The sequence below is a fragment of the Rubellimicrobium mesophilum DSM 19309 genome (assembly GCF_000600335.2).
GTDB lineage: Bacteria > Pseudomonadota > Alphaproteobacteria > Rhodobacterales > Rhodobacteraceae > Rubellimicrobium > Rubellimicrobium mesophilum.
In genome coordinates this window covers 15,826-28,735 of sequence record NZ_KK088594.1, presented here as the reverse complement: position 1 = coordinate 28,735, position 12,910 = coordinate 15,826, and the positions used below count along the sequence as shown (strand labels likewise).

General features: G+C 66.9%; 14 protein-coding genes and 1 pseudogene. 10 read left to right on the top strand and 5 right to left on the bottom strand.

Annotated elements, in window-relative coordinates; genetic code table 11:
* The 4 genes from RUMESO_RS17220 to RUMESO_RS17205 all read right to left on the bottom strand — a co-directional run.
* Positions 1 to 210 (bottom strand): hypothetical protein (locus RUMESO_RS17220; RefSeq protein WP_037281835.1); only part of this gene is annotated, 210 nt, incomplete at its 3' end.
* 150 nt (positions 211 to 360) lie between these two features.
* Positions 361 to 630, bottom strand: a complete 270-nt coding sequence (locus RUMESO_RS17215) for a DksA/TraR family C4-type zinc finger protein (RefSeq protein WP_037281834.1) — start codon at positions 628 to 630, stop codon at positions 361 to 363.
* Positions 631 to 734: 104 nt separating this feature from the next.
* Entirely contained in the window at positions 735 to 2,078 is a 1,344-nt protein-coding gene (locus RUMESO_RS17210; protein ID WP_037281832.1) for an NAD(P)/FAD-dependent oxidoreductase, read from the bottom strand.
* 295 nt (positions 2,079 to 2,373) lie between these two features.
* The gene (locus tag RUMESO_RS17205; protein ID WP_037281830.1) at positions 2,374 to 3,462 is read right to left on the bottom strand and encodes a lysine-2,3-aminomutase-like protein; all 1,089 of its coding nucleotides are present in this window, start codon (positions 3,460 to 3,462) and stop codon (positions 2,374 to 2,376) included.
* A 367-nt stretch (positions 3,463 to 3,829) separates the two neighbouring features.
* Here RUMESO_RS17205 and RUMESO_RS17200 point away from each other — a divergent pair.
* From RUMESO_RS17200 to RUMESO_RS17180, 6 genes and pseudogenes are all read left to right on the top strand, one after another.
* Positions 3,830 to 4,480: pseudogene (locus RUMESO_RS17200) on the top strand (endonuclease/exonuclease/phosphatase family protein); the annotation flags it as partial.
* Entirely contained in the window at positions 4,479 to 4,913 is a 435-nt protein-coding gene (locus RUMESO_RS28625; protein ID WP_425414922.1) for an endonuclease/exonuclease/phosphatase family protein, read from the top strand. The pseudogene RUMESO_RS17200 and the gene RUMESO_RS28625, both read left to right, overlap by 2 nt.
* A 197-nt stretch (positions 4,914 to 5,110) precedes the next feature.
* Positions 5,111 to 6,172, top strand: a complete 1,062-nt coding sequence (locus tag RUMESO_RS17195) for an AI-2E family transporter (protein ID WP_051521431.1) — start codon at positions 5,111 to 5,113, stop codon at positions 6,170 to 6,172.
* 306 nt (positions 6,173 to 6,478) lie between these two features.
* Complete coding sequence (locus tag RUMESO_RS17190) at positions 6,479 to 6,961, top strand: Hsp20 family protein (protein WP_037281829.1); 483 nt, start codon at positions 6,479 to 6,481, stop codon at positions 6,959 to 6,961.
* A gap of 189 nt (positions 6,962 to 7,150) precedes the next feature.
* The gene (locus RUMESO_RS17185; RefSeq protein WP_037281828.1) at positions 7,151 to 7,384 is read left to right on the top strand and encodes a hypothetical protein; all 234 of its coding nucleotides are present in this window, start codon (positions 7,151 to 7,153) and stop codon (positions 7,382 to 7,384) included.
* Complete coding sequence (locus RUMESO_RS17180) at positions 7,345 to 7,623, top strand: hypothetical protein (RefSeq protein WP_169791193.1); 279 nt, start codon at positions 7,345 to 7,347, stop codon at positions 7,621 to 7,623. Before RUMESO_RS17185 ends, RUMESO_RS17180 begins: the two co-directional genes overlap by 40 nt.
* Positions 7,624 to 7,894: 271 nt before the next feature.
* Here RUMESO_RS17180 and RUMESO_RS17175 read toward each other — a convergent pair whose 3' ends face one another.
* On the bottom strand, positions 7,895 to 8,800 hold the full coding sequence (locus RUMESO_RS17175) for a 5'-methylthioadenosine/S-adenosylhomocysteine nucleosidase (RefSeq protein WP_037281825.1): 906 nt from the start codon (positions 8,798 to 8,800) through the stop codon (positions 7,895 to 7,897).
* 310 nt (positions 8,801 to 9,110) lie between these two features.
* Between RUMESO_RS17175 and RUMESO_RS17170 the strand changes: the two genes are divergently transcribed.
* The 4 genes from RUMESO_RS17170 (at position 9,111) to RUMESO_RS17155 (ending at position 12,846) form a co-directional block, all read left to right on the top strand.
* On the top strand, positions 9,111 to 9,893 hold the full coding sequence (locus RUMESO_RS17170) for a GntR family transcriptional regulator (RefSeq protein ID WP_082484183.1): 783 nt from the start codon (positions 9,111 to 9,113) through the stop codon (positions 9,891 to 9,893).
* A 127-nt stretch (positions 9,894 to 10,020) separates the two neighbouring features.
* Positions 10,021 to 10,626, top strand: coding sequence for an N-acetylmannosamine-6-phosphate 2-epimerase (locus RUMESO_RS26495; RefSeq protein ID WP_211262914.1), 606 nt, complete (start codon positions 10,021 to 10,023; stop codon positions 10,624 to 10,626).
* A complete protein-coding gene (locus RUMESO_RS26490) occupies positions 10,619 to 11,524 on the top strand; it encodes an ROK family protein (RefSeq protein WP_037281824.1) in 906 nt (301 codons plus the stop codon). The genes RUMESO_RS26495 and RUMESO_RS26490 overlap by 8 nt, the downstream gene beginning before the upstream one ends.
* A complete protein-coding gene (locus tag RUMESO_RS17155) occupies positions 11,521 to 12,846 on the top strand; it encodes an extracellular solute-binding protein (protein WP_037281821.1) in 1,326 nt (441 codons plus the stop codon). The genes RUMESO_RS26490 and RUMESO_RS17155 overlap by 4 nt, the downstream gene beginning before the upstream one ends.
* Positions 12,847 to 12,910: the final 64 nt, after the last annotated feature.

Genomic DNA, 12,910 nt, shown 5'->3' with positions numbered 1-12,910 from the left:
GAACTCGTCAGCAACGGCCGCCTCGATGGCGAACTCTGGGGAGGGCTCCACGACACCGGGATCCTCCTCGTGGTCGCGAAAGACACTGCGCTCCTCCAATGCGTCAAGGAGCGTGGGGTCCTGCCGGCCCAGACGGACCAGGATCTCAGCCAGCACCTTGCGTTGCGCGATGAGACGGCCTTCGAGGATCTCGGGCGAGGCGGGGTTCATGGTGCGCTCCTTTCTGCCCCGAACGCGGTGCTTAGCTCCGCCGTTCCTCTGGGTTCTGCGCTGTTCGATACGGTAGGCAGGGGCTGAGAAGCAAACAGCAATGCAAGAGAGGTCGGTCCTATATGCGGCCCTAGGGCTCTCCGCGGCCTCTCACTTCAGCTGGCTGTCCTTCGAACCCCGGCGATTGATCCCGCCCCGCGACACAAAGCGGGTGTCCCGCTCCTTCTGGCAGTCGAGGCACAGCTTCACGCCGGGAATAGCTTGCTGACGGGCCTCGGGGATCGGCTCCTCGCATTCCGCGCAGTGGGTTCGGCTAGCCCCAACGGGACGGCGCATGGCCTGCATGCGTTTGAGCTCGTCATTGATCGAGGCCTCGATCTGTTCGTTGACCGCGCCGTCGTGCGTCCAGCCGCCAGCCATGGTGCGTCCTCCTAAACAATACTTAGTTAACTTAGGATGCTCTGCGTCGGAGACACGGTGATCCAGCTAACTCACTCATTGACATGGCCGTCGCACGCGCCCGACTAAAGCGATGGCCCAAGTTCGAGGCGCGAGCCGTCCGAGAAGCGCCCAAGGCGGAACCGACGGAGGTCGTGGCCCGGGGCATCGCCTGCGACGAGCGACGCCACAACCCGCCCGGCGCCGGGACCGATGCCAAAACCGTGGCCTGAGAAGCCAGTGGCCAGCACCAAGCCCGGCACGGTGTCTACGCGGTCGATCACCGGCACCACGTCGGGCATGGTGTCGATCATGCCGGCCCAGGACGCCCGCAGTTTCGGCCGGCCGAGGACCGGGAAAGCTGCCCCGAACGCTTCCTGTGCCCCCGCGAGGACCCGCTGATCGGGCCTTGGATCGAGGATGCGCATGGCCTCAAAGGGCGAGGGTCCGTCAGGTGTCCAGCGGCGCGGTGTCCCCCACGCATCGGGGAAGCCACGCGGTGCGGCGGGCCGGAGCCGGGTCGAGCGCCAATCCTTGCGCAGAACGGGAACGAACGCCCGGGCGTGGCGCAGGGCGTCAGGGCCGACGAAGAAGCCGTGCGCGGCCCCGGCCGCGAGGCTGTAGCCCCCGTCCGCGCGCCGGCGGAAGGCAAAGCGGCCATCGGCGGCCGCGCCCGGGAAGATCTCAGGCAGGGGCTCAGTGGCCGCGACCGAGGCCAGCACCGCAAGCTGCGGCAGGGGGATCCCCTCGGCACGCAGGAACAGCGACGACCACGCGCCCCCCGCGAGCACCACCTGATCGCAGGCGATCCTTCCGGCTTCGGTGAGAACTCCGGCGATGCGCCCGCCTCGGCGGTCGAGCGCGCGCACGGCACAGTTCTCTATGATCACGGCTCCGCGCGCCGCCGCGCCCTGAGCAAGGAGGGGTACCGCTACCCATGGCTCGGCCCGAGCATCCGAGGGCGTGAAGAGCGCGCCAAGCCAGCGGTCGGCCGAGCCCTTGAGCCGCTCGACCACCTCGGCCCGTCCGAGCAGCCGCGTATCCAGCCCGTGCGCCTCCGCGTGCGGCAGCCAAGCCTCGAAGGCGGCAAGGTCGGCCTCGGTATCAGCGAGGTACATGACGCCCGTTCGGCGGAAGCCCAGGGCGTCCCCGAACTCCTGGGCCAGGCGCTCCCAGATGCGCAGGCTCTCGACCATGATGGGCAGCTCGGCCGGGTCGCGGCCCTGCTGGCGCACCCAGCCCCAGTTGCGGCTCGACTGCTCGCCCGCGATCCGCCCTTTCTCACAGAGCGTCACGCGAAGGCCCCGCTCGGCCAGGAACCAGGCCGTCATCACGCCGATCACGCCGCCGCCGATCACGACGACGTCGCAGGAATCCGGGGGTGGGCCAGGATGGCGGATGGGGTTTGCGAGGGAGATCGGGAAGGTCACGGAGCGGCTCTGGTTGCGATCGTCGGCGTTTCGGCAGTTGGTATCCGCTCGGCCCTGCGATGGCGAGCTGCCGAGCGATAGATGTGGTTCAAGGTTCAAGGGCTCTGCGACGAGTTTCGTCCCTTGATGTTGGTTGTGAGGACAAGGTTAAGGCTCCGCGGAGTGAGCGGGCAGGGCCCTGCGCCCATTGAGCGTCGGCTGCGTGCACCTCCTGCGGTATCAAACCAGCCCAGAGCTTACCCGGCCCGTAACCTTAGAGTTTCCTTGCCCTGGGAAGGCGTTGACCGTCTGTGGCTCAATCAACTGTCCTCGGGATCGGCGGATAGACGTGCCTGTGCCCATTGTAGTCCTCTACCAGAGACCGCGGGGGCTCCTTAGGCTGCCCAGCAACGGGTGTGACGTAGCTCGCTCCTATTGGCACCTTGCCGTGGCCGCCGGGGAGGTCGAGGACGTAGGTGGGCTGGCACAGGCCCGAGACCCGGCCCCGCAGAGCGTGCATCAGGGCTTGCCCAGTGGCGAGCGGCACCCGGAAGTGCCCGGTCCCGGGCGCGAGGTCTGGGTGGTGCAGGTAGTAGGGCTTGATCCGCGTCTCGACCAGCGCCCGCATGAGAGCCTCCAGCGTCTCGGCCCGGTCGTTGACGCCCCGGAGCAGCACCGACTGGCTCAGCATCGGGATGCCGGCGTCGATTAGGCGGGCGCAGGCGGCACGTGCCGTAGGTGTCAATTCGCGAGCGTGGTTCGCATGGAGCACGACATAGACGGCCTTGGCCCGATCCGAGCGAAGCGCGGCCACAAGGTCGCCGGTGACGCTCTCCGGCGCCACGACCGGCACGCGGGTGTGAAAGCGCACAACCTTCACATGCGGAATGGCGCCGAGCCGCTCCAGGAGGTCGCCAAAGCGGCGCGGCGACAGGATCAGAGGATCGCCGCCGGTAATAACCACCTCCCAGATCTCGGAGCGCGCTGCAATGTAGGCCAGAGCGTCGTCGAGCTCCTCTGCGCTGAGCGTGCCCAGGCCCGAGGGGCCGACCATCTCGCGGCGGAAGCAGAAGCGGCAGTAGACCGGGCAGACGTGCAGCGGCTTTAAGAGCACGCGGTCGGGGTAGCGATGCACGATGCCCGGAACGGGGCTGTGCCCAAGGTCGCCGATAGGGTCGGAGGTCTCCTCCGGCGCGTGCTCCAACTCCGCAACGTTCGGCACGAACTGGAGCGCGATCGGGTCATCGGGGTGCGCGGGCACGATCAGGTCCACCATGGCGGGCGTGATGGCGACGGCGTAGCGGGCCGCCACCGTCTCAAGCTCCGGCAGGCTCTGCGCCGGCGTTAGGCCCGCGTCGACAAGGTGGCGCGGCGAGCGCAGGACATCATGGGCATCCGAGGTCATATGTTTGCCCCTTCCGATTTGCGCTCCGACGCGTTCCCGGCAAGGAGGTTGCATGACGATCCAGATCAGCGCAGGGCGGGCTGTACCTTCGGCAGGTGCCAGCCGCCAGCCCTAACGGCCTGAGCCGCGAGCCTCGCGACGACTTCAGCTTAGCTTTGCGCCGGTCGTAAATTGCCGAGCCCAACTCACGCTGTTCGGACCCAGGTCCGGCTGCCATCCCGGCTCAGTCGGGCCGCATGGATCCGGGAACAAGGCATTTGCGTAATGCCTTCGAGCGAGCGGCCCGCCTCCTCGCCGGGCCTGCAGCGATCCTCTGGAGGACCCTGTGAAGTTCATCCTGCTCGTGCCTGGTGTCGTGCTCATCGTCATGACCGCGCTGGCCCGCCTGCGAAGCGCGCGCTGGTGGATCCGGTTTGCCGACTATCCCCGGATGCAGATCGCCTGCGGTCTGGCGGCGGTGCTGATCCTGCACGCGGCCCTGATCGGCTGGGGCACAGCCCTGGACGTCGGCTTCGGCCTCGCTCTGTCGGCCGCGCTGGCCTGCCAAGCCATCCGCATCCTGCCCTACACGCGGCTCTGGCCCCGGCAGGTGAAACAGGATCGGTCGCCTGACCCGGATCGATCCCTTCGGCTTCTGATCTCCAACGTGCTGATGGAGAACCGAACCGCCGACCGTCTCCTCCGGCTCATCCGGGACAAGGACCCTGACCTAGTGCTGCTGCTCGAGACCGACGACTGGTGGCGCGATGAGCTCGAGGTCCTCGACCGCGACTACCCGTTCCGCCTGAAGCAGCCGCAGGGGAACTACTACGGCCTCCACTTCTTCTCCAAGCTCGAGTTGCGTTCGCCCCGGGTCCGGTTCCTGGTGGAGGGCGAGATTCCATCCGTCCAAGCGGGCGTGCGCCTGCCATCAGGCGACTGGATCGAGTTCTCCGGCCTCCATCCGCGGCCGCCGCAGGTGGAGGAGAACACCGAGACGCGCGATGCCGAGATCCTGATCGTGGCCCGGGAGATCCGTGCTGACGGGCGGCCCCTCGATCGTGGCGGGCGACCTCAACGATGTGGCCTGGTCGCACACGACGCGCCTCTTTCAGCGCATCAGCGGATGCCTGGATCCCCGCCGGGGCCGGGGCATGTTCAACACCTTCCACGCCGACTATCCGATCTTCCGCTGGCCCCTGGACCACATCTTCCACGAGGCCTCGTTCACGCTGGTGCGGCTGGAGCGGCTCCCCCATATCGGTTCGGACCACTTCCCGGTCTTGGCTGAGCTCTGCTTCGAGCCCGCGGCCGAGGCGCGCCAAGTGACGCCCGAGCCAGCCCAAGAGGATTTAGAGGAAGCGCAGGAGAAGATTGACGAGGGCCGTAGGGCAGCGCGCGATCTGGCCACAGCGCGGTCGGGACATCGCCTTTCGCACGGCTCGTCGTTTTCGGAGTTTCGTCGGACGTAACGTTCTGGAACACGGACCTTGGTGCCCGTTGCGCTGTATCAGCCGTAAATCGTCTGGCGGAGCACGCCCGGCTGCCCGGTTGTGGCGAGGCGCTGATGTGGGCTGGTGTCTCCAATCGGCGCCTAACAATGGTCCAGTCCGGAGCCGAGTTTCTGGTAGGATGACCAGGGAACAGTGCCTTATCATCTGAGGGTTCCATGACCGGTTCAGCCGATCCGGGGCAGGGCGCGGGGCTGTGGGCCGCAGCCAAGCTTCTAGTCCTGGTGGCTGTCACCGCGGCAGGTGTCGTTCTGGTCTGGTACCTCGCGCAGGTGCTGCTGCTCTTCTTCGGCGCCGTTCTCGTGGCTATCCTGCTGCGCTCGATCGCGGGGCCCGTTGCGCGGTACACGCCCATTCCGGACCGTGTCGCCGTGGCTCTGGCCGCACTGCTTATCCTCGTGCTCGTGGCGGGCTTTGTCGTTCTTCTTGGGACGCAGATCCGGGCACAAGGGGCGGCTCTTCTGGAGCGGCTGCCTGATCTGGTGCAGGCCGTTGAAAACCAGCTTGGTGCCGACCCGCTGCGGGAGTGGTTGCAGCAGCAGCAGCAGGTCCAAGGGTTCGACGGGCGAGATCTGGTCGCAGGCCTGGCCGGCTTCACAACCCGGGCAATCACGGCGGCTGCCAAGCTCCTCGTGGTGCTGGCAGCTGGCATCTATCTTGCGCTAGCGCCCGAGCTGTACCTGAGCGGCATCCTCAGGCTCGTGCCCCCGAGCCGTCAGGACGAGGTCCGCGGCACACTGGAGGCGCTCGGCCGAGCCCTGAAGCTTTGGCTTGTTGGACAGCTCGCTGCCATGGCGGTCGTGGGCACTCTGGTGACGCTGGGGCTCATGGTGCTGGGTATCTCGTCGGCCTTGGCTCTGGGCTTCATGGCTGGGCTCTTGGAGTTCGTGCCCTTTGTAGGGCCTGTGGCGAGTGCCATCCCGGCCGTAGCTTCGGGCCTGACTGACGGCGGTTTGCACACAGCTTTCTGGGTGGCCGGGCTCTTCGTCGTGGTTCAGCAAATGGAGGGCATTCTCATCCAGCCTCTCCTGCAGCAGCGCACGGCGAGCGTGCCACCGGTACTGACGATCTTTGCGGTTCTCGGTTTCGGCGTGCTCTTCGGGCCGTTGGGGCTACTCCTCGGAACGCCCTTGGCTGTGGTCTGTCTCGTTCTCGTCGAGAAGCTCTGGGTCCGCGAGGTGCTGCACGAGAAGGTCACGGTGCCGGGCGAGGAGGCGTAATGGTGCTGGTGCCGAAACTGCTCAAAAAGTGAAGAATACAAAGGAAAAAGACATCTGTTCCAGACGGGACATCCTAATCCGCAGCTTTGTCGCAATCCGCCGACCTGAGGCACCTACGACGCATCGAGCGTTCTGAATCGGTAGTCGCCTATGGCATAGCTTCCCCTCTTGAAACCCTGAATGTCCTTTCCATATCGTTGGCCGCCAGCCGCCTGGAGTGGGGCTGGCCCTGTCAAGCGGGCGTCAGGAACGCGGCACGGACTTGGCGCCACCTTGTATCCATGTTGCTCAACGGAGGATGTGGCTATGAGACCCACGTTTGATTTCACCCCCCTGTTCCGGTCGACCGTCGGCTTCGACCGCCTGCTGAACACGCTGGAGAACGCGAACCGGCTTGAGGCGGTCGATGCCTGGCCGCCCTATGACATCGTCAAGGCGGGCGAGGACACCTACCGCGTCACTTTGGCGGTGGCGGGCTTTGCGCCCGAGGAGCTGACCCTCGACCATGAGCCGAACCTGCTCGTCGTGTCGGGCCAGAAGGCGGGCGAGGAGACCGCGCCGTATCTCCACCGCGGCATTGCGCATCGCGACTTCCGGCGTCGCTTCGAGCTCGCCGACCACGTGAAGGTCACGGGCGCCAATCTGGCCGATGGCCTGCTCACCATCGACCTCGTGCGCGAGATCCCCGAGGCCATGAAGCCGCGCCGCATCGAGATCGGCCGGGCCCAGCCTCAGTCCCTGCCCACGACCGAGACCAGGCAGATCGAGTCGGACCAGCAGGCCGCCTGAGGCCAAACCTCTACAGCGCCCGGCAGCTTGCCGGGCGCTGACTCACGAGTCCCGCTCAGCGAAGAGGCAGCGAGCGCCGGCGGCCCGCTCCGGATCGCCAGTTCCACACCAGCCTCTGATCCAGTCTCACGTGGACGTCTGCGCAAGCACCCTGCGGGACACACCCACAACGGCCAGAAAGGAGGCGACATGGCCGAGACCACCGACACCGCACCGACCGTCAAACTCATGTCGAAGGAGGTGAGGATCACCTTTCCGACCGGCTCCGCCTTCTCCGTCCGCCTCGGGGATCTATGGGAGCTGATGCGCGTGCTCTATATCGCAGCCACCCCCAAGGCCCATGAGACGCGGCACCGGGATTACACGATCCACCGGGGCGCTCGGTGGTCCGGCCTGCCAAGGTGGGCAAGCCACCAAAGGTGATCGACCCGCGCGACCTAGTCGTCGGGCGCCGCGCCGACCGCGTGACGCTCACTCAGGGCGGCACTACCGAGACCTTCTCGCGCGCCGGGGCTCTTGCTCTCGACACTCTGCTCTCGGCCGCGCTGCGTCAGCGGGAGGACCGGAAGAAGGTCAAGGCGAAGCGCGAGGCCGAACGGCAGGAAGAGGCGCACCTTATCGTTACCGCCTTGCTCGGCCGCCAAGGCGCCACGCTCCATTAGGAGGCGCTCCTATGGCCTGCAGTCGGACCACGGATGACTCTCCAGGGACTGGTGAGCGGCAGCACCGTTAGCACGCACGGGAATGCTGCCGGCTTACAAAGCCGCGGCTCCGGAGCAGAACAGCATTCCAACCCCGGCGTTCGTCAGGCTGACGTACCAATGGAGAGGGACCAAGATGCCTACTGCTAACCTGGACAAGCTGTCCCACGACACTTCGGCTAAGGGCCAACCCACCTGGCATTATCCGCCTCAAGTCACTGGATAAGACCGCTCACCCTTCCGGCATCGCGCCCAGGAACGCCTTTACGACCTCGGCCGAGTTGCGCGAAGCCAGGCTCATGAAGGTGGCCATCTGGTTCTCACCTTCGCCGCCGCCGGCGAGGTCGGACAGCGACCGGAACGCAATGAACGGGACGCCGTTGGCGTAGGCCACGTGCGCCACGGCCGCGCTCTCCATGTCGAGCACCCGGGCCTGGAAGGTGTCGAACACGAACTCGCGGAAGGCGGCGTTGTCGACAAAGGTCATGCCCGAGACACCGTTGCCGCCCACCACGATCCGGGGTGCCTTCGAGAGGCAGGCGTTCTCCGCGTTGCAGTCCTCAAGAGCGATGGTGTCCGCGAGCCCCCGGGCGGTCTCGAGGAGGCCGGGATCCACGGGGAACCAGGACCGGGCCTCCGGCTCATTGGACCCGGAGCGCACAACCTCCACCGGACGGGTGTACATCATCCCATAGCTCGGGAACTCGGAACTCATCCAGGAGGGCAACTCGAAGGTGCCCGCCGCCGTCTCGCGCGCGAAGACGCCCTCCAGGTACTGCCCCCACTGCTCGGGCACCACCACGTCGCCGATGCTGAGACTGGGATCGACCCCGCCGGCAATCCCGGAGAAGACGATATGCGAGATGTCGAAGTGGTCGAGGGCGAGTTGAGTGGTCATGGCCGCGTTGACCATCGAGATGCCCGACAGGAACAGGACGACCTCCTGCCCACCGAGCGTGCCGGAGATGAAGCGGTTGCCGTTGATCACCTCCTCCTCAGCCCCGTCCAGGCTCTCCTGCAGCGCGATCCACTCCGGCTCAAAGGCGGAGATCACCGCAATGCGCGGAACCTCCTGCGCGGCGAGGGGCAAGGGCAGCAGGGCAAGCGCCAGAAGCAAGGTGAGCCGAGTGGAGTGCATGGGGAACATCCTTTCAGTCTGACGGAGGTCTGGCCGGGAATAATGCGGGGCGGCAGCAACAGATCTAAAGCGGACACGCAGGAGGTCATGGAGCGGCAGCGACGTCTTGTGGCCGGATCGGGAGAGAGGCGAGTGACCGCCTGGCGTGGTCGCAGAGTTCGAACCCGGCCAGCAATCGAATAGCGGCTTCGATCAAGCGCCGTTTAAAGTCTAGTCGGAGCAATGATGGTGCGAGGTGCGCTCAGTGCGACGCCTTGCCCTGTGCACCGAAGCCAGCGAACATCTGACCGGCAGTCAAGGTTGACGCGGCATGCAAGGAGCCGGGCAGATTATTGGTGAGGATGCTCAGGCCTCGTCCCTACTTGAGGAGCGCCTCAGGGCGTCCCTTGCTGTTCACGATACCCAACCTCTCTATGTCCGACTCCGGGACGAGATCGCCCGGGCCATCGACGAGCGTGTGATCCGGCCTGGAGCGCGTCTGCCGAGCGAAAGAACCCTGGCCTCGGCGCTCGACATTTCGCGCGTCACCTTGCGCCGGGCGCTCGACGCCTTGTGCGAGGAGGGGCTTCTCGTGCGGCAGCAGGGGGCCCGGACCGCCGTGGCCCAGCGCCTGGAAAAGGCGGTGTCCCGTCTGACGGGCTTTTCGGACGATATGAGAGCGCGGGGACGTGAGCCGGGCGCCCTCTGGATCGACAGGAGAGTCTCAAATCCGAGCCGTGCCGAAGCCCTGGCTCTGAACCTTTCGGGTGGGGATCGCGTGGTGCGGCTGATACGGGTTCGGACTGCCGACGGCGAGCCGGTTGCCATCGAGCGCGCCACGCTTCCGCAGTCGGTCCTGTCGGATCCGGCGATGGTGGGGGACTCCTTGTATTCGACGCTGGACCGGCTGGGCGCGCGGCCAGTTCGTGGCACCCAAAGGATGCGCGCCGTGGCCGCCCCGGCGGCTGATGCGAAGATCCTCCGCTGCGAGCCCGGAACACCACTCTTCTGTGTGGAGCGGCGCTGCTTCGGCCCTGATGGGACCTGCATCGAGTTCACCGAGACGCGCTATCTCGGCACAGCCTACGATTTCGTTACGGATCTGAACGAGTAGACCAGTCGAATACCAGTTTGCAGGTGTCGCTGGCTCTGCCATAGTCGGCGCTCAGGGGGGCAGGGAACATGCTTGACCGCTTGCGGGGAGGCTCATCGTGTCGTGCCAGCCGGTAATCGGTGGGCCGATGGACCGGCCCGACATCGTGGCCTCTTTTGCGCTCGCTGCGCTGGACGGCGGCGCGGCCGGGCTCCGGATCGAGGGAGTGGCAAACCTCCGGGCTGTGCGGGCCGTGACCGACGCGCCGGTGATCGGGCTCATCAAACGCGACCTCGACGAGTCGGAGGTAAGGATCACGCCCTTCCTTGAGGATGTGGAGGCGTTGGTCGACGCCGGGGCTGACATCATCGCCGTCGATGCCACAGAGCGGCCGAGGCCGGTATCGGTCGCCGACCTCGTGGCGCGTATCCAGACCCTAGGCCGCATCCCGATGGCTGACTGCGCAACAGCGAGCGAAGGGCAGGCGGCGCGCAGTCTGGGTGCGAATGTATTGGGGAGCACGTTGGCGGGCTACACCGGCGGGCCGGTGCCAGAGGAGCCCGACCTCAATCTCGTGGCGGCTCTCGGGCGGATCGGAGGCTTCGTGATCGCTGAAGGGCGGTACAACCGGCCCGAGGACGCAGCCCGCGCCCGCACGCAAGGAGCCGACGCCGTGGTGGTCGGCACGGCCATTACCCGCCCCGAGATCGTCACTGGCTGGTTTGCCCACGCTGTGGAGGGGCGTCGTGGCTGAGGCCGCGACTCTAGAAGAGGCGGCCCTCGCGCTTGATATTGGGGGCACCAAGATCCTCGCGGCGCTGGTGCGCGGGGCCGAGGTCCTGGCCGAGGTCCGAGTGCCCACCGATCCCAGCGCCGGGCCCGAAGGCTGGCTCGCCAGGGCCGAGGAAGCAGTCGCGCCGTGGGCCGGGCGCTACGCTTGGACAGGGGCGGCGGTCACCGGGCTGGTGGACGGGGGGCGCTGGTCCGCTCTGAACCCAGGCATTCTGCCTATTCCGGACGGCTATCCACTAATGGAGCGGCTGTCCGCTCGGCTGGGCGGCCCAGCCGCTGCGTTCAACGATGCACAGGCTGCCGCCTGGGGCGAGCACCGCTTCGGCGCAGGGCAGGGCGCGGACATGGTCTTCCTGACGCTCTCCACCGGGATCGGCGGGGGGATCGTTCTGGGTGGGCGTCTCCTCCTGGGACGAGGATCGCTTGCGGGGCATTTCGGGGTGACTGCGCCGGTCTTGGCTGAGCATCCGGCCCATATAGAGGACGGCATCGCTGGGCGCTGGATAGCAGGCGAGGCCGCGCGAGTGGGCCATCCTGTTGACGCCGAGGGCGTCTTCGCAGCCGCTCAGGCGGGCGAGGGCTGGGCTGAGACCATCGTCATGAAGTCGGCGCGTCGCGCGGCCCGGCTTCTCGCCAACATCCAACTCATGCTGGCGCCTGCCCGGATCGTGTTGGGCGGGGGCATCGGCCTCGCGCCCGGTCAGATCGAACGCCTCCGCGAACTCCTTGGCCCGCTTCCCCCGCTGCGGCGCCCCTGCCTTGTCCCAGCCGCGCTCGGCGCTCGAGCGGGGGTGATCGGAGCCGCCGACCTCGCACGACCCACAATCAAGAACGACAACCAACAGAGGAGAATCGCATGACACGCCTGACCAAGGCCTTCGCGCTCGGCACCGCGCTCGCGTTGGCCTCTCCCGCCCTTGCTGAGGTGACTGTCCTCGGCTGGCCCGGTGGCCCGGAAGAAACAGCCCTGCGCGCCGCCACTGAGGCTTACAACGCCCGGCCGGAGACGACTGAGGACAACAAGGTCGAGCTGATCTTCTTCAGCCGCGAAGGCTTCTTTGACAAGCTGGCGGCGGACCTCGCGGCCGGGACGACCGCCTTCGACGTGAACCTGATCGCCACTTACTCGATCGGTCGATACGCCCCCTTCATGACGCCGGTCGACCTCGGCTCCGATGCGGCCGGGACCTTCGGAGAGTCGGTGCTGTCCACGATGCAGTACGAGGGGCAGCAGTATGGCGTGCCCACCGACCTCTCGCTGCACTTCATGTACTACCGCAAGGACCTCATCGACCAGCTTCTGGCCGACACCGCCGCGCAGCAGAAGTACAGCGAGATCGCGCAGCAGTACCTCGGCGAGGCGCTGACGCCCAAGGCGCCGGACGAATGGACCTGGCGCGACTGGGCTGCCACGGCGCTCTACTTCACACAGGCCGTGAACCCGGACAGCCCGACGCGCTACGGCAGCGTGCTGCAGATGAAGAACCTGCTGTTCAATATGATGGTGTTCCAGTCGCTGCCCCGGTCCTACGGCGCGGACTGGACGGACGAGCAGGGCAACGTCACCGTGGACTCCGAGGCCTACCGGACCGGCCTCGAGATGTACAAGATGCTGCTGGACGCAGGGGCGACCCCGGCCGACTCCTTGTCCTACGAGTACCCGGAGGCCAACGCGGCTTTCCAGTCGGGCCAGGTCGCGACCATGCTCCAATGGAATGCGGCGGCCACCGACTTACTGAATGCCGAGACCTCGCCGGCGACGGCCGCGGCCACCGCTACGGTGGCGCCGCCCGCCGGACCTGAGGGGCGGTTTACCCACGTTCACGGCCTGGGCCTGGGCGTCAACAAGAACGCCGAGAACCCGGAAGGGGCGCAGCAGTTCCTCCAGTGGCTCGCCACGCCGGCCGCCATGGAGATCTACGCCAAGGCGGGCGGCGCGCCGGGCCTGACGGGCGCGGCACTAGACGCGGTCAAGGGCGACCGACCCGACCTCGCGCAGCTCGGCGACTACGCAGCCAACTACGGCTACGTCATGCGCGGCGCGACGAGTGCCAATGCGCTCTCGGTGTACGAGCTCCAAGCCAAGGAGTTCACCGGCTACTGGGCCGGGTCCGAAACGCTGGACGAGGCGCTTGCCAACACGACCACCGGCATGACCGACCTCCTGAAGCCGCAACAGTGAACCCTGTGGACGGGCGGCCACCCGCCGCCCGTCCTCACTCATGAGGCTCGTGGTGACCAGACTG

Excerpts from the sequence above, each read along its gene's own strand:
- RUMESO_RS17205 (WP_037281830.1), bottom strand. The coding sequence starts at position 3,462 with ATGACCTCGGATGCCCATGATGTCCTGCGCTCGCCGCGCCACCTTGTC.
- RUMESO_RS17175 (WP_037281825.1), bottom strand. The coding sequence starts at position 8,800 with ATGCACTCCACTCGGCTCACCTTGCTTCTGGCGCTTGCCCTGCTGCCC.
- RUMESO_RS17155 (WP_037281821.1), top strand. The coding sequence starts at position 11,521 with ATGACACGCCTGACCAAGGCCTTCGCGCTCGGCACCGCGCTCGCGTTG.
- RUMESO_RS17190 (WP_037281829.1), top strand. The coding sequence starts at position 6,479 with ATGAGACCCACGTTTGATTTCACCCCCCTGTTCCGGTCGACCGTCGGC.
- RUMESO_RS17195 (WP_051521431.1), top strand. The coding sequence starts at position 5,111 with ATGACCGGTTCAGCCGATCCGGGGCAGGGCGCGGGGCTGTGGGCCGCA.
- RUMESO_RS17170 (WP_082484183.1), top strand. The coding sequence starts at position 9,111 with ATGCAAGGAGCCGGGCAGATTATTGGTGAGGATGCTCAGGCCTCGTCC.
- RUMESO_RS26495 (WP_211262914.1), top strand. The coding sequence starts at position 10,021 with ATGGACCGGCCCGACATCGTGGCCTCTTTTGCGCTCGCTGCGCTGGAC.
- RUMESO_RS17215 (WP_037281834.1), bottom strand. The coding sequence starts at position 630 with ATGGCTGGCGGCTGGACGCACGACGGCGCGGTCAACGAACAGATCGAG.
- RUMESO_RS17185 (WP_037281828.1), top strand. The coding sequence starts at position 7,151 with ATGGCCGAGACCACCGACACCGCACCGACCGTCAAACTCATGTCGAAG.